This is a genomic window from Flavobacterium sp. AC267, from assembly GCF_979258715.1.
In genome coordinates, this window is the sequence record NZ_OZ409875.1 from 4,971,507 (window position 1) to 4,994,528 (window position 23,022).

The 23,022-nt window shown below is 31.9% G+C and carries 27 protein-coding genes and 4 pseudogenes; 19 read left to right on the top strand and 12 right to left on the bottom strand.

Annotated elements, in window-relative coordinates:
- The first annotated feature begins 152 nt into the window (after positions 1 to 152).
- The 3 genes from ACZZ95_RS26395 to ACZZ95_RS26405 are packed head-to-tail and all read left to right on the top strand — an operon-like array spanning position 153 to position 1,172.
- Complete coding sequence (locus ACZZ95_RS26395) at positions 153 to 416, top strand: glycosyl hydrolase family 18 protein (RefSeq protein WP_463471363.1); 264 nt, start codon at positions 153 to 155, stop codon at positions 414 to 416.
- Positions 413 to 634 (top strand): glycosyl hydrolase family 18 protein, encoded by a 222-nt coding sequence (locus ACZZ95_RS26400; protein WP_463471364.1) that lies wholly within the window; start codon positions 413 to 415, stop codon positions 632 to 634. Before ACZZ95_RS26395 ends, ACZZ95_RS26400 begins: the two co-directional genes overlap by 4 nt.
- A gap of 4 nt (positions 635 to 638) precedes the next feature.
- On the top strand, positions 639 to 1,172 hold the full coding sequence (locus ACZZ95_RS26405; protein ID WP_463471783.1) for a glycoside hydrolase family 18 protein: 534 nt from the start codon (positions 639 to 641) through the stop codon (positions 1,170 to 1,172).
- 74 nt (positions 1,173 to 1,246) lie between these two features.
- Here the strand turns inward: ACZZ95_RS26405 and ACZZ95_RS26410 are convergent, their stop codons facing one another.
- The 3 genes from ACZZ95_RS26410 to ACZZ95_RS26420 form a co-directional block, all read right to left on the bottom strand.
- Positions 1,247 to 1,732 carry a hypothetical protein gene (locus tag ACZZ95_RS26410; RefSeq protein WP_463471365.1) on the bottom strand — a complete coding sequence of 162 codons (486 nt, stop codon included), beginning with the start codon at positions 1,730 to 1,732 and terminating at the stop codon, positions 1,247 to 1,249.
- A gap of 86 nt (positions 1,733 to 1,818) precedes the next feature.
- Positions 1,819 to 2,337, bottom strand: coding sequence for a DUF4251 domain-containing protein (locus tag ACZZ95_RS26415; RefSeq protein ID WP_463471784.1), 519 nt, complete (start codon positions 2,335 to 2,337; stop codon positions 1,819 to 1,821).
- Between the two features lie 15 nt (positions 2,338 to 2,352).
- Positions 2,353 to 2,790: an META domain-containing protein gene (locus ACZZ95_RS26420; RefSeq protein WP_463471366.1), complete on the bottom strand. Its 438-nt coding sequence runs from the start codon at positions 2,788 to 2,790 to the stop codon at positions 2,353 to 2,355.
- Positions 2,791 to 3,003: 213 nt separating this feature from the next.
- On the opposite strand from ACZZ95_RS26420, the gene ACZZ95_RS26425 reads away from it, so the two are divergent.
- Together ACZZ95_RS26425 and ACZZ95_RS26430 are read left to right on the top strand one after the other, a co-directional pair.
- The gene (locus ACZZ95_RS26425) at positions 3,004 to 3,531 is read left to right on the top strand and encodes a superoxide dismutase family protein (RefSeq protein ID WP_463471367.1); all 528 of its coding nucleotides are present in this window, start codon (positions 3,004 to 3,006) and stop codon (positions 3,529 to 3,531) included.
- Positions 3,532 to 3,638: 107 nt separating this feature from the next.
- Entirely contained in the window at positions 3,639 to 4,841 is a 1,203-nt protein-coding gene (locus ACZZ95_RS26430; RefSeq protein WP_095951785.1) for an LETM1-related biofilm-associated protein, read from the top strand.
- Between the two features lie 35 nt (positions 4,842 to 4,876).
- Here ACZZ95_RS26430 and can read toward each other — a convergent pair whose 3' ends face one another.
- The 4 genes and pseudogenes from can to ACZZ95_RS26450 form a co-directional block, all read right to left on the bottom strand.
- Positions 4,877 to 5,515 (bottom strand): carbonate dehydratase, encoded by a 639-nt coding sequence (gene can / locus ACZZ95_RS26435; RefSeq protein WP_095951786.1) that lies wholly within the window; start codon positions 5,513 to 5,515, stop codon positions 4,877 to 4,879.
- Positions 5,516 to 5,626: 111 nt separating this feature from the next.
- Positions 5,627 to 7,274, bottom strand: a pseudogene (locus tag ACZZ95_RS26440) (SulP family inorganic anion transporter).
- A gap of 80 nt (positions 7,275 to 7,354) precedes the next feature.
- Entirely contained in the window at positions 7,355 to 7,636 is a 282-nt protein-coding gene (locus ACZZ95_RS26445) for a hypothetical protein (protein ID WP_463471368.1), read from the bottom strand.
- A 122-nt stretch (positions 7,637 to 7,758) separates the two neighbouring features.
- Positions 7,759 to 8,238, bottom strand: a complete 480-nt coding sequence (locus ACZZ95_RS26450; protein ID WP_463471369.1) for a Dps family protein — start codon at positions 8,236 to 8,238, stop codon at positions 7,759 to 7,761.
- Positions 8,239 to 8,345: 107 nt separating this feature from the next.
- Here ACZZ95_RS26450 and ACZZ95_RS26455 point away from each other — a divergent pair.
- A pseudogene (locus ACZZ95_RS26455) lies at positions 8,346 to 9,288 on the top strand (hydrogen peroxide-inducible genes activator).
- A 33-nt stretch (positions 9,289 to 9,321) separates the two neighbouring features.
- Here the strand turns inward: ACZZ95_RS26455 and ACZZ95_RS26460 are convergent.
- Positions 9,322 to 9,519, bottom strand: a complete 198-nt coding sequence (locus ACZZ95_RS26460) for a hypothetical protein (protein ID WP_463471370.1) — start codon at positions 9,517 to 9,519, stop codon at positions 9,322 to 9,324.
- A gap of 165 nt (positions 9,520 to 9,684) precedes the next feature.
- On the bottom strand, positions 9,685 to 10,347 hold the full coding sequence (mnmC2, locus tag ACZZ95_RS26465; RefSeq protein ID WP_463471371.1) for a tRNA (5-methylaminomethyl-2-thiouridine)(34)-methyltransferase MnmC2: 663 nt from the start codon (positions 10,345 to 10,347) through the stop codon (positions 9,685 to 9,687).
- A gap of 305 nt (positions 10,348 to 10,652) precedes the next feature.
- On the opposite strand from mnmC2, the pseudogene ACZZ95_RS26470 reads away from it, so the two are divergent.
- A pseudogene (locus ACZZ95_RS26470) lies at positions 10,653 to 11,725 on the top strand (branched-chain amino acid aminotransferase).
- Positions 11,726 to 11,960: 235 nt separating this feature from the next.
- Here ACZZ95_RS26470 and ACZZ95_RS26475 read toward each other — a convergent pair.
- Positions 11,961 to 12,341 (bottom strand): pyrophosphohydrolase domain-containing protein, encoded by a 381-nt coding sequence (locus ACZZ95_RS26475; protein ID WP_095951793.1) that lies wholly within the window; start codon positions 12,339 to 12,341, stop codon positions 11,961 to 11,963.
- Positions 12,342 to 12,792: 451 nt separating this feature from the next.
- Between ACZZ95_RS26475 and ACZZ95_RS26480 the strand changes: the two genes are divergently transcribed.
- From ACZZ95_RS26480 to ACZZ95_RS26500, 5 genes and pseudogenes are all read left to right on the top strand, one after another.
- Positions 12,793 to 13,290 carry an SRPBCC family protein gene (locus ACZZ95_RS26480; RefSeq protein WP_463471372.1) on the top strand — a complete coding sequence of 166 codons (498 nt, stop codon included), beginning with the start codon at positions 12,793 to 12,795 and terminating at the stop codon, positions 13,288 to 13,290.
- 464 nt (positions 13,291 to 13,754) lie between these two features.
- Entirely contained in the window at positions 13,755 to 13,973 is a 219-nt protein-coding gene (locus tag ACZZ95_RS26485; protein ID WP_463471373.1) for a hypothetical protein, read from the top strand.
- A 74-nt stretch (positions 13,974 to 14,047) separates the two neighbouring features.
- Positions 14,048 to 14,591 (top strand): annotated as a pseudogene (locus ACZZ95_RS26490) (RNA polymerase sigma factor).
- Positions 14,592 to 14,814: 223 nt separating this feature from the next.
- Positions 14,815 to 15,039 (top strand): hypothetical protein, encoded by a 225-nt coding sequence (locus tag ACZZ95_RS26495; RefSeq protein ID WP_463471374.1) that lies wholly within the window; start codon positions 14,815 to 14,817, stop codon positions 15,037 to 15,039.
- A 33-nt stretch (positions 15,040 to 15,072) separates the two neighbouring features.
- On the top strand, positions 15,073 to 15,531 hold the full coding sequence (locus tag ACZZ95_RS26500; protein ID WP_095951797.1) for a sensor of ECF-type sigma factor: 459 nt from the start codon (positions 15,073 to 15,075) through the stop codon (positions 15,529 to 15,531).
- A gap of 73 nt (positions 15,532 to 15,604) precedes the next feature.
- On the opposite strand, the gene ACZZ95_RS26505 is transcribed toward ACZZ95_RS26500, so the two are convergent.
- Complete coding sequence (locus ACZZ95_RS26505; RefSeq protein ID WP_463471375.1) at positions 15,605 to 16,111, bottom strand: WD40/YVTN/BNR-like repeat-containing protein; 507 nt, start codon at positions 16,109 to 16,111, stop codon at positions 15,605 to 15,607.
- The gene (locus ACZZ95_RS26510; protein WP_463471376.1) at positions 16,084 to 16,662 is read right to left on the bottom strand and encodes a hypothetical protein; all 579 of its coding nucleotides are present in this window, start codon (positions 16,660 to 16,662) and stop codon (positions 16,084 to 16,086) included. Before ACZZ95_RS26510 ends, ACZZ95_RS26505 begins: the two co-directional genes overlap by 28 nt.
- A 186-nt stretch (positions 16,663 to 16,848) precedes the next feature.
- Here ACZZ95_RS26510 and ACZZ95_RS26515 point away from each other — a divergent pair, with 186 nt between their 5' ends.
- The 7 genes from ACZZ95_RS26515 (at position 16,849) to ACZZ95_RS26545 (ending at position 22,929) form a co-directional block, all read left to right on the top strand.
- Complete coding sequence (locus ACZZ95_RS26515; RefSeq protein WP_463471377.1) at positions 16,849 to 17,826, top strand: hypothetical protein; 978 nt, start codon at positions 16,849 to 16,851, stop codon at positions 17,824 to 17,826.
- A 50-nt stretch (positions 17,827 to 17,876) separates the two neighbouring features.
- Positions 17,877 to 18,320, top strand: a complete 444-nt coding sequence (locus ACZZ95_RS26520; RefSeq protein WP_463471378.1) for a hypothetical protein — start codon at positions 17,877 to 17,879, stop codon at positions 18,318 to 18,320.
- A gap of 177 nt (positions 18,321 to 18,497) precedes the next feature.
- Positions 18,498 to 18,896: a hypothetical protein gene (locus tag ACZZ95_RS26525; protein WP_463471379.1), complete on the top strand. Its 399-nt coding sequence runs from the start codon at positions 18,498 to 18,500 to the stop codon at positions 18,894 to 18,896.
- A 46-nt stretch (positions 18,897 to 18,942) separates the two neighbouring features.
- The gene (locus tag ACZZ95_RS26530) at positions 18,943 to 19,404 is read left to right on the top strand and encodes a hypothetical protein (RefSeq protein WP_463471380.1); all 462 of its coding nucleotides are present in this window, start codon (positions 18,943 to 18,945) and stop codon (positions 19,402 to 19,404) included.
- Positions 19,405 to 19,523: 119 nt separating this feature from the next.
- Positions 19,524 to 20,486 (top strand): hypothetical protein, encoded by a 963-nt coding sequence (locus tag ACZZ95_RS26535; protein WP_463471381.1) that lies wholly within the window; start codon positions 19,524 to 19,526, stop codon positions 20,484 to 20,486.
- A complete protein-coding gene (locus ACZZ95_RS26540; RefSeq protein WP_463471382.1) occupies positions 20,425 to 20,823 on the top strand; it encodes a hypothetical protein in 399 nt (132 codons plus the stop codon). The genes ACZZ95_RS26535 and ACZZ95_RS26540 overlap by 62 nt, the downstream gene beginning before the upstream one ends.
- A 132-nt stretch (positions 20,824 to 20,955) precedes the next feature.
- Positions 20,956 to 22,929 carry a KUP/HAK/KT family potassium transporter gene (locus tag ACZZ95_RS26545; RefSeq protein ID WP_463471383.1) on the top strand — a complete coding sequence of 658 codons (1,974 nt, stop codon included), beginning with the start codon at positions 20,956 to 20,958 and terminating at the stop codon, positions 22,927 to 22,929.
- Positions 22,930 to 23,022: the final 93 nt, after the last annotated feature.

Consider the following 23,022-nt stretch of genomic DNA (forward strand, 5'->3'; position numbering starts at 1 on the left):
TATAGTTATTAAAAGCTGAATATTGAATGTATTGCTTTAATTTTAGCATTCTAAAAACGCTAAAAAACAAATAATGAAACACATTACTCTAATCGCATTATTTTTAATGTGCTTTGGTATCTCCAATACTTATGCGCAGAAAAGTAAAAAAAATGGATATTATTGCCTATTATACAGGCGATTCTAAACTTATTGATGAATATGAAGTAGATAAACTAAATCAGATTATATTTAGTTTTCTTCATTTAAAAGATGGAAAATTAACTGTCGATTCTGAAAAAGATTCCATTACTATTAAACACTTAGTTTCTTTAAAAGCTAAAAATCCGCAATTAAAAATTATTTTATCTCTTGGCGGCTGGGGTGGTCATGCGAACCATGCTCTGTCGCATTTTCTACTGCTGAGGGGCGTTTGAAATTTGCTAAATCTGTAAAAGAAATCAGCGATTCTTATAAAGCAGATGGTTTAGATTTAGACTGGGAATATCCAGCTATAGAAGGACTTCCTGGACATTTATTCCAAGCTGTTGATAAACCAAATTTTACTGAATTAGTAAAAATACTTCGTTCAACATTAGGCAAAAAATACGAATTGAGTTTCTGTCGCAGGTGGTTTCCAAAAATATTTAGATGAATCTATTGACTGGAAAGCTGTAACTCCATTAGTTAATCGTATTAATATTATGAGTTATGATTTAGTAAACGGATATTCTAAAGTTACAGGTCACCACACTCCATTATACAGCACAAATTCAAATCAAGAATCTACAAACAGAGCTGTTGAATATTTACTAAAACAAGGTGTTCCAGCTGAGAAATTAGTTATTGGAGGCGCATTCTATTCTAGAACTTGGAAAAATGTAGAGAATATAAATAATGGTCTTTATCAGCCTGGAGAACATATTGAAGGTGTAAACTTTAAAAACTTTGCTTCAACTTATACAGAAGCAAATGGCTGGAAATATTTTTATGATGAAAAAGCACAAGCACCATATTGGTATAATGCGGCTACAAAAACTTTCGCAACATCTGACGATCTTAAATCTATAAAAGCTAAAGCAGAATATGTGAAAGCTAAGAAATTAGGAGGAATTATGTTCTGGGAACTTACATTAGACAGTTTCCGTGACGGAATGGTAAATGAAATTTACAAAGTAAAAACAGCAAAATAATTTTGCTAAACCACATAAAAAAGGCAGTTATCTAAAAAATAACTGCCTTTTCTATTTTCTTTCATGAACGACTTTTATTGAACTTTTGACTTATCTAATTCTCCAATAAATGGAATCGCTTCTAAAGTTTCACTGCGAATAATGGTTTGCAGATAAACTTCCAACTGAATAAATTTAGTCGCATTTATAGGGCCAATCGCTTTTTTGGCTTGACCATAAGTTTTAGAGTATAATTTTTCATAATCTATATGATTTTTCAAAGTTCCTTTTGCCAATTCATCTGCTTTAGCATCAGTTAAAGTATCATAATTAGTCGCATAATCATTTATTAATTGAAATTTAGTTTGTCCGAGGGCTTTACGCTTTGTTTCGTATTCATCATAAACTTTAGTAAAAGCGACGGTTTGTGCATCTGAGAGATTCATGTACTGTTTTACAAGTTCACTTTTAGATTTTCCGTAAACACTTTGTAAAACATCAACATCTTCTTTGAATGAAGATTGCGCATAAGATGAAAACATGGCAGTGGCCATAATAAAAATAAGACTTAATTTTTTCATAGTTTTAATTTTAAATTTGTTTCTAAATAATTATACATTCTAAAATATATTGATTTTTAAAATCGTAATTAAAAAAATGAGGCCGTTCAATTTTTATCCTTTGCTTCTTCAGATTTTGGAGCATTTATTACTCCATCATAACTAATCGTCGCCCTGTTATTGCTATTTACATTTAATGTGGCACTTCCATTATAAAAAACGGTAAAAGTTAAATCATAACTGTCCGTCCTTCCGCGCACTGTCGCTTTAAGAACAGTATTATTCTTCTTATTTTCAACTTTTATATTTGTTGGTTTTCCTTCAAATTTAATTCCACCGTCACTATTATATCCAACATTAAAACCGCGTCCAAAAAAAGGAAGATCGCAAGTTGTATTGTCGGTATTAAAATTCAAGAAATAAGTACTGTAATCGAGCTGAATTAATCTGCCACCTTGAGGCGTAACTTTCTGTGCTTCAAAAACAAAATTTTTCGCATCAAGAAGCGCTTTAATTTCATTTTTCTTATTCAGTTCTCTTTCTTCTTTGAGTTGTTTTTTTGTTTTTTCCTGTCTCTGCAGACTGAAAAACTTAAAACAGCAAAAAACAGAATCAAAACAGATAATTTAGCTTTCATATAACTATTTTTTAGTAAAACGCATCATAGCAATATCTCCAGAAATAAAACTCAAAGTTTTGCCATCATCCGTAATATCGTATGAGGTTATTTTTTGAAGGGTACTCATATAAGTCTGCTCGCCTTGCTGTCCGTCCATGCACATCATTTTCGTCACGGCCATTGGTCGCGTAAAATCAATTTTATTTCCGTTTACAACCAGTTTTCCCGTGTAGGAGTTACAACTGTTATTTCCAGAAACTTGATTTTCTTTCGTATTAAAAACTATTGTTGGCTTTTTATTTGGATACAAACCTTCAAAAGTAATTCGGGGACCAGTGATATAATTCAGATCCCAAGTTCCGTCGAGTTTCGAAACTGCATCGCTTTTTTTACATTTAAAAATATTGCAGGAAAGTACTATTGAACTAAGGAAAACGAGAATTAAAATCTTTTTCATCATGACATTAAGAATTAAATGTGAGCGAATTAGAGAAGTTTGGTTTCAGAAATTATTCGTTAAAACCCTTACGAATTTAAGCAATATTTTTGGGTTTTGTGCTCAATCGATTGTATTTTATAACGTATAGTTTGACTTTTTTTTAACTTTTAGAGTTAAAGTAATCCGTTATTTTATGTTAAATTTACTTAATCTTTAATTAAAATACCCATAGATATGAAAAAACTAATCGTTTCTTTCGCTATAATTACAGCCGTAATCATTGGCTGTAAGACCAATACAAAATCTGGTGATGCCAAAACTTTGACTGTTGCATTAGAACCAAAAAGTAACAGTACTGTTGCCGGAACTGCTGTTTTTACGGAAAAAAATGGAAAAGTGACTTTTACAGCAAAAATGACTGGATTAAAACCAGGTGTTCACGCAATTCACATTCATGAAAAAGCAGATTGTACTGTCGCCGATGGAAGTTCTGCTGGAGGACACTGGAATCCTACCTTTAAAAAACACGGAAAATGGGGAGTTGGAGAATATCATAAAGGTGATATCGGAAACTTTACTGCTGATGCAAAAGGTAACGGATCTATAACTTTTACTACTGACGAATGGTGTGTAGGTTGTGGAGATTCTAACAAAGATGTGCTAGGAAAAGGTCTAATTGTACATGAAGGAACAGATGACTTTACAACGCGACCAACCGGAAATGCCGGCGGAAGAGTTGCTTGTGCAGGAATTATCAAATAAGAAAATCATAATAACCACTATTTTAACAAAATCTAGTGGTTATTTCATTTTAAAACTAATTCTAAAACAAGAAAAAGACATAGCTTTGCATCAGCAAAATTAAGTCAATGATTAACCCATCAGCACCAGGCTGGATAGATAAGTTTTTTAGTGAACAGAAGTTTTCAGAAGCTATCCCTTTTGAGACTGTAGATTCCTTTTACTATAAAGTAAGAGAAACGGGTTTTATCTATGGTCATATTATTGCTATTGATTCGCAGTTTCCTATTCCGATAAAAGGCTGGTTTAAAACCGAAATTTCTAAGACAGCTTTACTCAACACTCTCTACCATGTTTTTTGTTTAGAGAAAAGAAATTCGGAACCTAAAAATTTTATTTCAGAAGTTTTAAAGTTTTACAAACAAATGAATCCAGAGGGATTTAACTTGTTTAAAATTTTACTTCCAAAAGATACACCTTCCCTTTCGCTGGAAACTATTATTGATCAAAGAGTTCAAACGAACGACAGTATCATCAGCAAAAACTTTTCGCATTTGGTAACCAATGCTTTGCTTTTTATTGATGTTTTGGCTTTTAGACAATATCTAGCTCACGGCGAAATTCCAGAGAAATATTTAAAGCGTATTGAAGAAACGGTACTTGGTATTGTTGGTTTGGCACTGAAAACCAAAACAGTAAAATCAGTTCACGACGATTTATTGATTAAGCTGTTTGAAGCTTCTATACGTTATTCGAAATTCTCAAAAGTTACGGTAGAAACTTTAGAAACTCTTCAATTAGATTATTTCAGCAACAAACTAGAACAGTATTACTTAATAGATATGGCAGGAATGGCACTTTGGAGCGACGGTGTTGTTGAAAATGAAGAAGCCTACTTTCTGTATTCTTTAGGTTCGATGATGGGCGTTACGGATGAATTTACAGCCAAAAGTATTGCAACTACAAATACTTTTATCACCACTCATAAAAGTAAAATTCCATACTTTAACTACTCGAATCCTGTTAAACATTTCTACGATCAAATGACGCACAGCGTTATAAAATTGATCACAAGAAACAAAAACAGATTGGTAAGAGAGATTATGCAGAGTAAAGAACTTGTTGTACTCCTTGCCTATTCTACAACAAGAGATTTGGATGCAAAGGAAAAGAAGAAAGTAAAAAAACAGCTTTTGGATATTTGCAAAACCATTCCGTCACTGACTATATTTTTACTTCCTGGAGGAAGTTTATTATTACCGATTTTAATCAAGTTTATTCCAACAATGCTTCCATCTGCATTTAATGAGAATTTAGACGAAAACGAATAAAAAAAAAATCGCCCTTAAGGCGATTTTTTTATTTCTTATAGATTACTAAGCTGGTAAACTTCGTCTAATTCATCATTCGAAGCGATATTTACATTTAAATCGGTTACAAAACCAGAATTTAAACCATAAACCCATCCGTGAAGCATTAAATCCTGACCGTTTTTCCAAGCTCCCTGAACAATTGAAGTCTTGGCTAAATTGTAAACTTGCTCCTTAGCATTGATTTCTACAAAAGCATTAAAACGCTCCGTTTCATCTTCAATTGAATTCAAATATTTATCGTGCAAACGGTATTCATCTTTAATGTGGCGAATCCAGTTGTCAATAATTCCAACAGACATATTTCCCATTGCGGCTTTTACACCTCCGCATCCGTAGTGCCCGCATACAATAACGTGTTTTACCTTTAATACATTTACTGCATAATCCAGTACACTCAGCATATTCATATCAGAATGTACAACCATGTTTGCAATGTTACGGTGAACAAAAACTTCACCTGGCTTTGCACCTACGATTTCGTTTGCTGGAACACGACTGTCAGAACATCCAATCCATAATAATGGTGGTGACTGTCCTTTTGCTAGATCAGCAAAATAATTTGGATCTAAAGCCAATGAATTCTCAACCCACTTTTTATTGTTTTCTAACAACTGCTCATAAAACTTTCTCATTTTTTTATTTTTTGCGTGGTAATTTCTAAGTTATAATAGTCTCAAAAAATGAACTTGATGTAAAGTTACCTAAATTTAGACATTTTTTCTGCCTCAGAAAACCTATTTTTTTTATTCTCCTTTAACAACTTCTTTTTGAACCACTTCTCGTTTTGCCACATCATAATAATGCTCGATAGTAACGTGGTTGCTATTATCAGGCGTGTTTTCTAATTCGTATGCTTGCTTTAAAACCTTTTAGTTTTACTTTGATATTTTCATCAATTGCTCTGGTTTCTTTAAACTCACGAATCAAATCTAAAACATCGTGTGCAATGTATTCGGTGTCATGTGCATTGATAATTACTTTTGAATTTTCAGGAATTTCACTCAGCGTCTGCTTAATTGCGGCTTTGTTTAAAAATGAAACTTCTTGCGCTAGATCGATGTGGATAATATCACCATCTTCATATTGTTCTTTTTTGAAGACATAAGCTCTTTTTAAGTTTCCTCTCAAAACAAAAATAATACTAATAATAATTCCTAACGCAACACCTTTTAGCAAATCTGTCGCAACAACAAAGACCAAAGTTGCAATAAAAGGTACAAACTGGTATTTCCCCTTTTCCCAGAAATGCATAAAGGTTGCTGGTTTTGCTAATTTATATCCAACCAAAATTAAAACTGTCGCCAATGTTGCCAAAGGAATTTTGTTTAAAATTGCTGGAATTGATAATACACTTATTAATAAAAGTACACCATGAATAATGGCAGACATTTTAGATTTTGCCCCAGCATTGTTATTTGCTGACGAACGCACCACAACAGATGTCATAGGAAGACCTCCTAATAGAGAACTTATTATATTACCAATACCTTGTGCTCTAAGCTCAACATTCGTATTGGTATATCTTTTTTGAACATCCATTCTGTCAGAAGCTTCAATACATAAAAGTGTTTCAATAGAAGCGACAATGGCAATCGTAACAGCAACTACCCAAACCTGCGGATTTGAAACTGCGACAAAGTTTGGTGTAATTATAATTGATTTAAATTCATCAAAAGATTTTGGAACTGGCAAAGAAACCAAATGTTCTTTTGCAATTGCCAAAGTGCTTCCTGTTGATACAAATATTTCATTTAAAACTACTCCAGCGATAACTGCAACTAGTGCACCTGGAACTAATTTTATTCTTTTTAGAAAAGGAACTCTATCCCAGACTAATAAAATGGCTAATGAAACCGCAGAAACAACTACAGCTCCTAAATGAATATGATTTAAAACATCAAACAAAAATGAAAAAGAATTACTTCCATCATTTTGTATAAATGCCTGATCGCCTTCAAAATCGGCATCGTAGCCAAAAGCGTGAGGGATTTGTTTTAAGATGATTATAATTCCAATACCCGCCAGCATTCCCTCAATTACATTTGTTGGAAAATAGTTCGATATACTTCCGGCTTTTAAAAATCCTAATGCTAATTGAATAATTCCAGCAATAAAAACAGACATTAAAAATACATCGAACGCTCCAAAATCGGTAATTGCGGTTAAAATAATAGCTGTTAACCCCGCAACTGGACCTGATACACTAATGTGGGACTGGCTTAAATATCCTACGATAATACCACCCACGACACCAGCGATGATTCCAGAAAATAATGGTGCTCCAGAAGCCATTGCAATACCTAAACACAATGGAAGGGCCACCAAGAAAACCACTAAACCTGAAGCAAAATCAGATTTAAGGTTGGCAAAAAGATTGATTTTTTTTGTCATAATACAACACTAAAAAAATATTCATTAAAGATTTACCCCATTTGTTCAAATGCGGCTAAAGATCAAAATAATCGGAAGTATTATGCTATGTTGGGAGGTGGAGCAAATATGCTCGGAGAAATATTGTCAAGTTTTACAATATTTTCAGATAGGATAGTTTTTTTCTCGATATAAACCGGAATTATAACTTCATGCTCAAGAATTGAGGGATGCATTACATTTTTAAGCTCTTTATGCACTTCTTCTTCAGCTATACTAAAAGATACAGCCGTATTATTCCCTTTCTTTATCGCCTGAACAATCGTCGGGGTCGATAAGAAAGCAATAAATATGAATAATAATATGCGAGCTAGTAATTTCATCGAAACAAAAATAGCGTTAAACAAATAAAAACAAAGCGATTTTCATAGAAATTTAACATAAACAAAAAAGCAGAACGCAATTTTAATGCCGTTCTGCTTTTAATTCATTAATAAACAATCTCTTAAAGAGTCTCTTCTAACCAAGCATTCATCATCCAAATTGTTTTTTCCTGCTCAGCAATGAAGTCACTCATCATAGAATTGGTTCCTTCATCACTAATTTCATCAGATTTGTTTAATATCTCTCTTTCAATTTTCAATAAATCCGATAAAGAGTTAACAATTAAATGAACTGCTTTTTCATCATTCGAAATGTTTTTACCAACAGTTAATTTATTATTTTGAATATAGTCTTCAAAAGTATGCAATGGTGTACCGCCAATTGTCAAAACTCTCTCGGCTATCATGTCTATTTTTAGTTGTGCATCTGTGTATAATTCTTCAAATTTTACGTGTAAGTCAAAAAAACGTTTTCCTCGAATGTTCCAGTGAATTCCTCTTAAGTTTTGATAATACACTTGAAAGTTTGATAATAACACATTCAATTCTTTTACTAATAATTCTGATTCTTTTACAGGTAATCCTAAAATATTTGTTTTCATAATCTAATTTTTTACACTAATTTACTACAAATTTAAAGTAAGTTTGATAATTTTTATATAAATAAAAATTATATTTTCTTATTTTTGTATCAAAATTTACTATTGATATGACTATAACCCAATTACAATATGTCTTAGCAGTTGCTGAGCATAAAAACTTCACACTTGTCGCAGAAAAATGCTTTGTAACGCGACCAACGTTAAGTATGCAGATCCAAAAGATTGAAGAAGAACTTAATATATTAATTTTCGACAGAAGTAAAAAACCAATTCAGCTTACTGATATTGGTCAAAAAATAGTGAATCAGGCTAAAAATATAGTAAACGAGGCCGACCGTATTAAAGATATTGTAGAACAGCAGAAAGGTTTTATTGGAGGAGAATTTCGTTTAGGCATTATTCCAACCATCATGCCTACTCTACTGCCCATGTTTTTAAATAATTTCATTAAAAAATATCCGAAAGTAAAACTCTTAATCGAAGAGCTTAACACAGACGAAATTATTCTAAAACTAAAAAACGGACATCTAGATGTTTGCGATTGCCGCGACACCGCTCGAAGATGAAAAAATCAAGGAAATTGTTTTGTACTTTGAGCCATTTGTAGCGTATATTCCTGAGCATCATGCTAGTTTTCAAAAGGAAGAAATCGAAGTTGCCGATTTAAATTTAAATGAAATTCTACTGCTCCAAGACGGACACTGTTTTAGAGACGGAATTCTGAATTTGTGCAAAAATGGATCTGACGTCGAACAAAATAATTTCCAGATTCAAAGCGGTAGTTTTGAAACCCTGATTAAATTGGCAGACGAAGGCCTTGGCACAACGTTACTTCCGTACTTGCACACCTTAGACTTAAAAGATTCCGACAAACTGAAACTACGAAATTTTAAGGAACCAAAACCAGCTCGAGAGGTAAGTTTGATTTACCCAAAGAGCGAATTAAAAATGCAGATTATTGACGCAATCAGATCTACAATTGCCGGCGTTGTAAAAGGCGCAATTGTTTTTCAAAATGTTCAAATCATAAGTCCGCTACAAAAAAAATAGCCATAAAAAAAGGAGCCAATTTGGCTCCTTTTTTTATACTTTAATTAGTCGCAGACTTTGTTTTAATTCTGGTTTTTCAATAATAAAATTTAATAACCATTCTTGCAATTGTTCCATTTCGTATGGTAACAGGGTTTTGATAGCTTTTTCTAACTCTTTGCAGAAAAGTACCGGGTCGAAACTTACTCTCTCAAGTATTGATTTCGTGTAATCAAACATCATTTTTGACATAATAAAATAAGATTTTCGGGGGTTATCTATTTTTTAAACTCGCAACAAATGTAAACAAATATCATTCATAAGCATCTATTTTAACTTATTTTTTTAAAAAATTTAGCAACGAAACCGTTTTCTTAAAACAAATAAATCAATATAGAACAATTCTAAATAATTCATTTAAACAATTTTAGTCGCTCTAAACATTTCTCTTTTTCCTGGAGGACCTGCCAATTTTTCTACAGTAAACCCAACTTCGATCATGCTTCTTTTAACAACTCCGCGGGCCGCATAAGTCACAAGAACTCCATTTGGTTTTAAACTATTATACATTTTTTGAAAAATTTCAGTACTCCAAAGCTCCGGTCGCACTCTATATCCGAAGGCGTCAAAGTAAATCAAATCAAAAATTTCAAAATCGTTTATTTCGTGAAAAAATTGTTTCCTTTTGGTTAACAAGAACCGATCGCAAATTTCTACCTTTTTTCCCCATTCACTTTTATGCATTTTTTCAAAAATGTTCTCAAATTCCAATGCTTCAAGTTCTGCAGTATAATTCATTTCTAAAATTTCATCAGCATCTACTGGATACGCTTCGACTCCAACGTAATCAATATTTTGCTCTTTTCGAACAGACTCCAGAAAAGTAATAAATGCGTTTAAACCTGTTCCGAAACCAATTTCTAGAATACTTATAGGTTTATCAAATAATGAAAGTCCGTTTTTAATAAATACATGTTTTGCTTCCTGAATGGCACCATGTTTAGAATGGTAACATTCGTCCCATTCTGGCAAATGAATTGTAGTTGAGCCGTCTAACGTTTTAATTATTTCCCTTTTCACTTTTTTCGAAATTTACAATAGCTTTTTGTTGATTTACAAGCCATTTTAATATTCAAATTTAGTCAAATCTAATGCGTAAAGCCTTAAAAATCGATACTTTTTTCATAAATTCTTTATAAAAACGAATTAAATATTTCAGTTTATTATAGGATAAATAAATCTCAGTTTATAGTCGCAAATAATGAATTTTCTCTAAGCTTTTTACATAATTTTATTTAATTTTGCATTTAATAAATTCTATTTTACATGATATCATCACTTGAATACACTATAGTGAAAATATATCGCAAAAAACTTACATAACTATGAGTACAACTCAAACAGGCAAAATTGAAATCATCAAAGTCGCTTCTACAAAAATAAACGAAGTAGATTTTGATAACTTAAGTTTCGGTGCTGTATTTACAGACCATTTATTCGAATGCGATTTTAAAAACGGACAATGGCAAAATCCTGTCATTAAACCTTACGCTCCAGTTTTAATGGATCCGTCTTCAAAAGTCTTTCATTACGGACAGGCTATTTTTGAAGGAATGAAAGCTTATAAAGATGACAATAACGATGTTTGGTTGTTTAGACCAGATGAAAACCACAAACGTTTTAATAATTCTGCAGTAAGAATGGCAATGCCAGAAGTACCAGAATCTATTTTTATGGATGGTTTGAATGAATTATTGAAATTAGACAAAGACTGGATTCAAAGAGGAAACGGAGCAAGTATGTATATCCGTCCGTTTATGATTGCTACAGGCGCTGGTGTTGTTGCAAATCCTTCTGATGAATATAAATTCATGATTTTACTTTCTCCGGCAAAATCTTACTATTCTGGCGAAGTAAAAGTAATTATTGCGGAACATTATAGTAGAGCCGCAAATGGTGGAATTGGTGCTCGCAAAAGCGACTGGTAACTACGTCGCGCAATTTTACCCAACTAACTTAGCAAACAAAGATGGTTTCCAACAAGTTATCTGGACTGATGATGCAACGCATACAAAATTAGAAGAAGCAGGAACAATGAACGTTTTCTTTAGAATTAATGACACTTTATTAACTGCTCCAACAAGCGAAAGAATTTTAGATGGTATTACCAGAAAAAGTTTAATTGAAATGGCAAAGAAAGAAGGTCTTAATGTAGATGTTCGTCCTGTAATTGTAACAGAATTAGTTGAAGCGGCTAAAAACGGATCTTTAAAAGAAATTTTTGGAGCTGGAACTGCTTGCTGTTATCAGCGTAATTAAAGGTTTCTCTTATCAAGATGAATATTATGAAATGACTCCAATCGAGAATTCATATGCTTCATTATTAAAAGAAAAACTAACAAGTCTTCAAAACAAACTTTCTGAGGATACTTTTGGATGGACAGTTAAAGTTCAATAAGCAAAAGACAAACATTAGATATAAAAAACCCGACAGCTTAATAGTTGTCGGGTTTTGTTTTTTTTTAATATATAAACACATAGAAACATAGCTTTTTGACACTTTATAAAAAGGCGTTTCACTCACATTAGTGCAACATTGCTATGTGTGAGAAACTAGTTTCTTTTTGCAGTCTTTTTTAGGTATAAAAATCTATGATTCTATGTGTTTTAGATTATTTATCAAAAATCTGCTCTTACAATAATTTAGAAAAATCAGGTTTAAAGTAGTTTGGCCCTTTCATTACTTTTCCGTCTTCACGGTAAATTGGCTTGCCATCTTCTCCGAGCTTACTCATATTACTGCGTTGGATTTCATCAAAAACCGCTTCAATTTTATCTTGAAGACCATGTTCTATAATTGTACCGCACAGAATATACATCATGTCTCCTAATGCATCAGCAATTTCAACTAAATCATTATTTTGAACCGCTTCATAATATTCTTCATTTTCTTCCTTCATTAAATTATAACGAAGTAATTTTTTCTCAGATCCAACATCGGCCAGTGGCGCTGTGCTGTGTCCAATTTTAAAAGCAGTATGAAATTCGGTTACGGCATCAAGTTGTTTTTTCATATAATCGTTTCTTTTTTTGCTAATTTAAGTTACTTCAGAATAAATCTAAAATAAAAATGAAGTAAATGAAAAGGCAATTTAGCCGCAAATCGTATACAATTCTCTAAATTTGCCAAAAATAATTTAAAAGCTATGTTTAGTCAAGGACAATTAATATTTGGAGTTTGTTTTTTTATTGCATTTGTAATCGTAATGATATTTGCTTATCGAAAAGATCTCGCATTGCACAAAATCTTTTACAAAGGAAACTATAAAGTATTACTTGTTTTTTTACTGTTTATCGCCATATTATTCTTGATTAAAATTTTCTTTAAAAGATAATTATTTCAAAAGCAAAAGAATCGTTTTTTGATCTAAAAGTTTATCGCAATAAAATAAAACCTAATAATTATTGGTTATTAGTAAGACTCACGATAAAATTTATAACTTTACGAAACCAAACAATCTACCAATGAAAATTCTTAAGTATTTATTTCTTTTTGCGTTATTAAGCCTTGTTGCCCTTACTGTTTTTGTAGCTACACAAAAAGGAATTTTTGATGTAGAAAGAAGTAAAGTAATCAATTCGCCCCGCGCAACGGTTTACAATTATCTTAATGACTTTAGAAATTACGAAGATTTTGAATCTTGGTCGGTTGAAGATCCTTCAATACAAATGACTTTCCCTAACAAAACAAGTGGCAGTGGTGCTTCATTTTATTGGGATGGTGTTGATGGAAAAGGAAATGCGATTACTCTTAAAACAAAAGAAGGCGAAAGTATTGACCAAAAAATGAAATATGACGGAACAGAGGCTGATGTACGCTGGATTTTAAAAGATACTTTAAACGGAAAAACTAAAGTTACCTGGAAAGGAAAAGGAACGATGAGTTTTTTATTTAAAATATATGCTCTGCATTACACGGAGGTTCTGATAGAGTTATTGGAACTATTTACGAAAAAAGCTTAGCAAATATTGACAAAAATCTTGATTACGAAACCAAAACTTATGCTGTTAAAGTTGACGGAGTAGTTAAGAAAACAGAAACACCTTATATCCGCCAGACTTTTACAAGTGAAATAGAAAAAGTAAACAAAAATGCTAGAATTGTAATTCCAAAGCTGATTCATTTTAGTGAAACTAACGGATTATCTGCAAACGGAAAACCTTTTATTATTTACCATACTTACGATACTAAAACTGGTTTAGCAAAAATTTCAATCTGTCTGCCAATCAATAAAGAAATTTCGATTAGTTCTGGAAGTGATATTCTTTCAGGAAAATTAAACGGGTTTGACGCTGTAAAAACAACGCTTACTGGAGATTACTCTCATAGAAATGAAGCTATTGCAAAAACAACTGCTTACATCAACAATGAAAAAATAATTCCGGAATTAGGCTGGTCACATCTGGAAATCTGGGCGCTTAGTAAATTGGATGTAAAAGGCTCTTCGAAGTTAGTAACAGAAATTTATTTCCCAATTAAACCTAAAGTTGAACCTGTAGTTACTACACCTGTTTATTCGCCAGAAACCCAAACGCAGGCAGAACCACAAGCAGAACCGGCACCAAAACCAGTACAGAAAAAACCAGTCGCTCCAACGCCAGCCACAACAACTCCTGCACAAGAAGAGGAACAGTCAGAATTCTAAATTTTAAGGTTCATTAAACCTTTTGTTTTAAATTCGGTCTAACTTATATTAAGAAAGTTTACAAAACAAAAAGTTTGATAGACGAGAAGGAATTTATAAAACAATTATTAGACCCTAAAACGCAAAATGCTTGCGTTTCAAAAACTCCTGTCTGATTATCAGAGACCTTTGTATTCTCATATTCGAAACATTGTTTTGAATCATGATGATGCAGACGATGTCTTGCAGAATACTTTTGTAAAAGTCTTTCAATATCTTAAAAACTTTAAAGGTGAAAGTAAACTTTTTTCCTGGATGTATCGTATTGCTACAAATGAAGCCTTGACTTTTTTATCTCAAAAAGCAAAATTAAGCGGTGTTTCATCAGAAGACCTGCAGAATAAAACAATTGATAATTTAAAAGCTGATCTTTATTTTGATGGAGATGAGATTCAAATTAAACTTCAAAAAGCAATTGTAACACTTCCAGAAAAACAACAGCTGGTTTTCAAAATGAAATATTTTGAAGAATTAAAATATGAAGAAATAGCAGAAATTTTAGGGACTTCTGTTGGAGCTTTAAAAGCCTCCTATCATCATGCAGTAAAAAAAATCGAATTATATGTTACATCAAATTAAACCTTTTGTAACTAAAACTATCTTATAGGTATTATGAAAACATTTAAATTAGAAAACGAACCAAAAATAAAATCTGGATTTAAGACTCCAGAGCATTATTTTGATGATTTTTCAGAGAAAATTTTACAGCAGTTAAACGAAAAAGAAGTAAAAGTAATTCCATTTTACAAACGTAAAAAATCATTCTTTTTAGCAATTTGCGGCAGTAATTGGTTTTGCTTTAATGATTCCGATCGTAAACAATTACAATGCAACATCGAACGATCTTGATGAAGCGACTCTGGAAACGTATTTGGCTTATCAATCTAATTTGAACCAATACGATTTAATTCAAAAATTAGACGACAGCGATATCGAAAAACTAAACAATGATATTACACTTGAAGATGAAACTATAGAAGATATTTTATCTACAAGTCCAAACATAGAACATTTAATTTCAGAATAAACTAAATTAAACTTAACTCAACTTAACTTAACAATGAAAATAAAAAATATTTTACCGCTCCTGCTCTTTCTGATAAGTTTTTCCTTTTTTGCACAAACTGGAAAAATAGATGAAAAGCGTGAAAAAATTAAAGCTTTTAAAGTTTCTTTTTTAACAACAGAATTAGAATTAACTTCTACAGAAGCAGAAAAATTCTGGCCTATTTATAATGCTTACGACGACAAGCAATTTGACTTAAAGCATTTGAAGATGAAAACTTATCTGCGAAAATTAAACGATGATAACATCAACAATCTTTCTGAAAAAGAGGCTGTAACATTATTATCTCAAATAGAAAGCACAGATAAAGAGCTCTATTCACTTCGCGAAAAATATATGGCTAGTTTGAAAAAGATACTTTCTGCTAAAAAAATATTAAAGCTTAAAAAATCTGAAGACGATTTTAATCGAAAGTTACTACAGCAATATCGAGATAAGGCTGGTAAAGATTAAGCTCAAAACGAAACAACAGCGATAGGAACCCTATATAATAATACTTACTTTATTATTTAGGGTTCTTATTATTTTATTTAAAGTTAAGTCGGACAACTTTATTATATCCAGCCGCAATTGCAGTATTTCTATTGACGAAACGAATGGTAAAAAGACTTGAATCTGTAGACAATTGTGTCCAGTTTTCGCCACCATTTTGAGAGTATTGTATTCCCTCAGAACCAACACAAATAATTTCCCTGCTGCTTCCGCCTGGAACATATTGTATGCAGGACGCATAACCAAATCCTAAATTTTGGCCTATTAATTTCCAAGTTTTACCTCCATCTTCGGTAAAAGCTTTATTATCAGTTTTTTTAGTAGGAAGATCATAATCCCCTCCAGCAATAAATCCGTGTTTAGAGTCGTAAAAATCAGCGGTAAAAATCCCTGTCATTTGTTTTCCCTGTACGATAGGCGTTTCAATTACTTTCCAAGTTTTTGCTTTATCAGCAGAGTAAAAAACACGTGCTTTTTTACCACCAGAAACCAGCCAAGTCTCATTTCCTTTTATTACAATATTAGTATTGCTGGTACACAAGCAACTTCTCCGGTAGCATTTGTGGGTAATTTATCAGACAATAATTTAGTCCAAGTTTCACCGCCATCACGGGTAACAATAATAGAAAAAGTATCTTCTGTCGGATCACCAATTGCAATTCCTTCCTTATCATTCCAAAACTGCATACTGTCGTAAAAAACTTTCTCATTTATCTCTTTGTAAACGAGTTTTACTTTATGGTCTTTTTTTGAAACAGAATAAAGCAAAGCAGGATTGGCAACACTAAGAAGAAAAATATCTTTAGAAGTCTGAGCGATACTTCTAAATTCCAATTTTAAAGTATCACGGTAAATATGTTCTTCAAATTTTTCTCTTTTGTCTAAATCGTAATATCCAAAACGAGAATTATCTGCACCGTACCAAACTTTATTTTTATCTATTACAATTGCTCTTATACTAATTCTATCTTTAAACAAAGTATCTACAGTCATTGATGTAAAGCCACTATTAAAAACCTGAGGTTTATAATTAAATGTTCTAAAAGACATCAATAAAATAAAAATACCACAAAACAAAACTAGTTTTTTCATATAAATCAAAATTTGGTTAACGCTAAAATACAATTATTTCTAATAATTCAAATCATTATTATAGTTTTTGTGGCATGATAATTGGAAATGTTTTATATAAATTTTAACAAGTAAAAAACTAAATAAAATTATTGAAAAGTAAGTTTAAGATTATATTTTGTTTTATTAAAATCAACATTATTTTTTATGAAAAAGATTGCTTCCCTATCGGTTATAATAGCTTTAACAGGCGGTTTTACATTTGCACAAAATCTTCAAAAAATACCTTTAACTCAAAAAATAGGGATTTTAAATGGCAAAGCATTTTTTAATTTTCCATCTACTGCAAAAGAAGAAGCGAGAGCATCCAGCATTATGGCGGCACCTAAAAATAATAATGAGGAAAGCAGAATCATCTATGATGATGGCGATAAAAGAGTAGTATTCTTTGCAAAGGAGCTTTTTAAAATAGGAGATAAGAATCTATTTGACGATGTTAAAAAAGGAACAGGAGAAATTTTAACCTATGATCGAAAAGTACTTACTGATAAGGACTCTATCTATTCTGTCCTTTCAACTCCTACTAAAACCAACACCGAAGGTAGCGGCATGCTGGTTAATAGCTTAGTTGTAAAAGTACAGGATGGAACTTTGTTTAAAATACTTGCATACATCTCTCCTGAAGCATATGATCAAAAAGAAGATTACATGAAATTTACTGAATCTGTTTTTGCAACATTATCTAAGGGAAATAGAAAGATCAATTTAAATGCCAGAGTACAAAACATCCAATTAGAAATGGGAGTGTATCAATACAAGATTGATCTGCCAAAAAATTATTCCTACACTGTTGATCAGGCATATGATTTTAAAGTAACAAAAATCACTAAATATAACGGATACAATGATGATGATTTAACAATAGTAATCTATTCCGGAAATCATCCAAGTTATTTTTATAGACAGTTTGGCTTTAAATATCCAGGAACAATTGTTAAGGGAACTTTTTTAAAACAAGAAATAGATTGGAATTATTATGATAATGAAAATACGAAAATCTTCCTAAAAGAAAGAGCTATTGATTTATCGGAGAACGAAATGATACATATTGCCATGATTGGCGCCAATAAGGATGATATCAACGAATTAACTAAAATAGTCGAAAATATAAAATTATCTAAATAATTAAAGCGATAACAATTTCGAGGATTTAATAAGCTCTCAAACTAAAAAACATGAAAAAAACAATCCTACTAATAAGCCTTCTTATCTTAATACATTCTTCGATGCACGCACAAAGAGTAAATGTCTATCCAAAAAACTCGTATGTAGAAGAAAATTTAGACCTAAATGCAGTTTCGCGTATTTATGACGAAACAACCGATTTAGTAGATTTTGAAAGAAGATTGAATTATCCTAATGGTCGAATCTCAAATCTTGACTTAAATAATGATAATAAAGTTGATTATTTGAGAGTGAGTGAAAAAATTGAAAACAACATTAAAATAATACTGATACAATCTGAACTCAGTCCAAATATTTATGAAGATGTAGCAACAATTAATATCGTTATGAAATCTACAAATACAAATTATCAAACAGATTCAGGAGTTCGTCCAAAAGATGTTATCGTTCCTATTTTATATACCATTTTAAATGTTTTTTTATTGAGGAATTAGTAAAGATTACTAAAAAAACGCTTCAAACAAGCATCATAAATAACTTATTAGCACTAGTAAATTTTATAAAACTACATTACAATGTTTAAGCAAATTATTTTAATTACAACAATCCTATTAGTGAATTGTCAATCTAAAGCACAATCAAATTATACTATACAGTCAAAAAGTGCATATGTGACAGAAAATTTAGATTTGGAAGCATTATTAGAAATTTACGAAGGATCATTTACCCTTAATGATTTTGAAAAAAAAATAAATAATCCTGATTTTCAAGTTTCAAATATCGATTTAGACAACGATGAAAAAATTGACTATTTGCGGGTTATAAAGAAAAGAGAATATAGCATAATTCAATCAAAATTAAGCGCTTATAAATACGAAGATGTTGCCATTATTCATTTAAAAACTGATCCTGACACACAACTTTCATTTTCAAAAAAATACAATGCGGTTGATTTTATAAAAGACACAGGAAAGGTAGTTTTTTACATAGTTGCAGGCGCCGTAATTATTACCTATGCTGTAATTAGGAGTTTAGGTTCTTCTTCATATTCACAATATGAAGATTATTAATTAAAAAAGTTTAACATTATCATTTACATAAAAGAATATTCAAATCATGCATAAACGAAAATTTTTTACAGTTCTAATTCTTTTACTTTATTATACAATTCACGCACAATCAGGATTTACCATTCAATCAAAAAGCGACTACATTACAAATCATTTGGATTTAAATGCTGTATTAGAAATATATAATGAATCTACAAACCTTACTATGTTCGAAACACAAATAAATGATCCAGATGATAAAATTTCTATCATTGACTTAAACAATGATGGAAAAGCTGATCATTTAAAAGTGATCGAAAGGAAGAAAAAAGGAATAAAATATACGATTATTCAATCTGAAATAAACAGCCACAGATATGAGGATGTAGCCATAATACATTTAGCAAGAGATCCAGATACATCACATTCATTTTCCAGAAATACAATCTTCCTTGATATATTAAGTATCACAGGTGCTGTAGCTTTTTTTGCGACGATTATAACGGCAGGAATATATCTCGGACTATAATTACTATATAATTTAACAATCATAAAGAATACTAAAAATATCCTGTATAACTACCACTTAATTTTTGTGGCACAGTAATTGGATATCTGATAGTATAAAATAATTTAATTGATTTAGTCATGAAAGCGAAATTACTTTTACTAGCCTTATTTGCATTAGCAATTACTTCTTGTCAAGCACAAGCCGGCGCTACTGTATACGCAAAAAACTCAGATATAAGCGATAATTTAGATTTAAGAGCAGTGGCTTCAATGTTTGGAGAATCTGCAAATCTTCAAGATTTTGAGAGAAGGTTAAATGATCCTAAATATCAAATATCCAACTTAGACTTAAACGGCGATAACCAAGTGGATTATTTACGTGTAATCGAATCTGTAGAAGACAGAACACACGTTGTAATTATTCAGGCGGTTTTAGATCGTGATGTTTACCAAGATGTAGCAACGATTGATGTAGAAAGAGACAATTACAACAAAGTAAGCGTTCAAGTTGTTGGAAACACGTATTTATATGGTGACAACTATATTTACGAGCCTGTTTACAGTGTTGTTCCAGTTATCTATACTTCTTTCTGGGTTACAAATTACAGACCGTATTATTCAACTTGGTCTTGGGGTTATTATCCAACATATTATACCGCATGGAATCCTTATCCGGTGTTTAGATACAGAAACAATATCAACGTTTGTATCAACGTAAACAATCATTACAACTACGTGAACACAAGAAGAAGCTACAGAGCTCCAGCTATCTATGAAACTAGACGTACTTACGGTTACGAAAGAATGAAACCAAACAATAGTTTTGCTCAAAGAAATTCGAATGTAAGCAACAGATACGATCTTGATCAAAGAAGAACTGCAAGCAGAACTCAGAACACGTATAACACAAACAGATCATCAAGTACCGGAAGAGTATCTTCTACTGAAAACAGAAGCACAAATAGAACTTACAACTCTAACAGAAACAATTCTGACAGAAGTTATAATACGAATCGTACAACAACTAACAGTAGAGAAAATGCTTGCAACAGTAAATACTCCTGCAAGAAGGGAAAATACACAAAGAACAGAATACGGTAGAAATAATTCGACTGCATCTGCTCCGAGAGGAAATTCTGAAAACAGAGGTTACAGCAATAGACAGTCTTCACAAACAAGTGAACCATCAAGAACTTATTCTGAAAACAGAGGAAGTTCAAATAGAGCAAGCACAACTCAATCTGCTCCAGTTCAAAGAGCGGAGCCGTCAAGAAGCAGTTCTGAAAGCAGATCTAGTTCTTCAAGCAGATCATACGAATCTAGACCTCAAAACACCCAGCGTTCTGAAGCTCCAAGAGCAAGTCAGGAATCTAGAAGCAGTCAGCCGCAACGTGAGAGCGGTTCTAGCTCTAGAAGCGGTGGAGGAAGAAGAGGTTAAGAATATCTCAATTTATAATTAAATTTAGAAGCACAATTTTAGGATTGTGCTTTTTTTTATCTTTTTAATTATAATAGTCTGCTAATTTGTTTTAAAACAGTAAATTTGCAACCGTCTTTTATAAAAACATACATGAGCGCATCGCATAAAAACTTACATAGTAAGTTGTCTATTGGGGGTTTATTGATTACTTTAGGGATTATTTATGGAGATATTGGAACTTCTCCATTGTACGTAATGAAGGCAATTCTGGGCGACCACACGATTAATGCCGATATTGTTCTAGGAGGTATTTCTTGTGTATTCTGGACATTAACGTTACAAACTACAATAAAGTACGTACTTATAACTTTAAGCGCAGACAATCATGGTGAAGGCGGAATCTTCGCATTATATGCTTTAGTCAAGAAAACAAAAATTCAGTGGCTTATTGTGCCCGCCATTATTGGGGGAAGTGCACTTCTGGCAGACGGAATTATAACCCCTCCCATTTCGATCTCATCTGCGGTTGAAGGAATTAGGGCGTTTTACCCAACAATGGAAACACAAACCATTGTTTATATCGTAATTTCGATCTTATTTGTTTTATTCACCATTCAGCAATTCGGAACTAAACTGGTGGGTAAATTTTTTGCTCCAATGATGTTAATCTGGTTTGCTATGCTGGGAACTTTAGGTACTATTCAAGTACTTAATTATCCAGAAGTTATTAAAGCAATTAATCCGTATTACGCTTATCATTTACTATCGATTCATCCTGATGGCTTCTTTGTTCTTGGTTTTGTATTTTTATGTACCACCGGAGCTGAAGCTTTATATTCTGACATGGGACACTGTGGAAGAAAAAACATCAGAATCAGCTGGATATTTGTAAAAACAACTTTAGTTTTAAACTACTTCGGGCAAGTTGCTTATTTAATTCATCACGAAGGAAGTACTTTACAGCAGTTAGGTGGAGAAAACGGAAATCCGTTTTACTTAATTATCTCGCATTGGTTTTTACCATTCGGAATTGTTGTTGCAACATTAGCGACCGTAATCGCCTCTCAAGCGCTTATCAGCGGATCATTTACTTTGATCAACGAAGCGATGCGTTTGAATTTCTGGCCGAAAGTAAAAATTAAATACCCAACAGAAGTAAAAGGGCAATTATACATTCCGTCAATTAACTGGTTATTGTTTTTTGGCTGTGTTGGAATCGTTTTACATTTTGAAAAGTCTGGAAACATGGAACATGCTTATGGTCTTGCCATAATTCTATGCATGATCATGACCACGATTTTATTGAATTATTACTTAATCATGAAACGTGTAAAATTATACTTCATGGTTCCGTTGATTACCATATATTTATTAATTGAATTCAGTTTCCTTTTTGCTAATATTACCAAATTTGCCGAAGGTGGTTATGTAACATTGATCATCGCAAGTATGCTGATTTCTGTAATGACGATTTGGTATCTGGCTAAGAAAATCAACAAAAACTACACTAAAGTGGTTAAAATTGATGATTACAAACAAGTTTTAGTTGAATTAAGCCAAGATTTATCCATTCCGAAATACGCTACGCATTTAGTTTACATGACTAATGCCAATCGTGTAGACGAATTAGAACATAAAATAATTTATTCTATTCTGCAAAAGCGTCCGAAAAGAGCTGATATTTATTGGTTTGTTCATGTAAATATCTTGACAGAACCTTATAAAACACAGTACAAAGTAACTGAAATTGCAAAAGATGACATTTACAGAATTGACTTTAATTTAGGGTTTAGAGAGCCTACTAAAATCAATTTAATGTTCAGAGAAGTTATCAAAGACATGGTAAAACGAGGCGAAGTGGATATTACAAGCCGTTATGAATCTTTAAATAAAAACAACATTATTGGTGACTTTAAATTTGTCTTATCAGAGAAATTCTTATCAAACGATAATGATTTAAGATGGCACGAAAATATCATCATGAATTCTTATTTCTTTATCAAGAAACTGAGTTTATCCGAAGAAAGAGCTTTTGGACTAGACAGCAGTTCTGTAAAAATAGAGAAATTCCCAATGGTGCTTCATGCTCCAGAAAACATTGGATTAACGCGTATTATTAAATAAAAATCGCTTTTATATAATTCAAAAAAAACACTCTAAATTAGAGTGTTTTTTATTTTAATGAGAATCAGACTTAAGATTCAGTATTAAAAATTT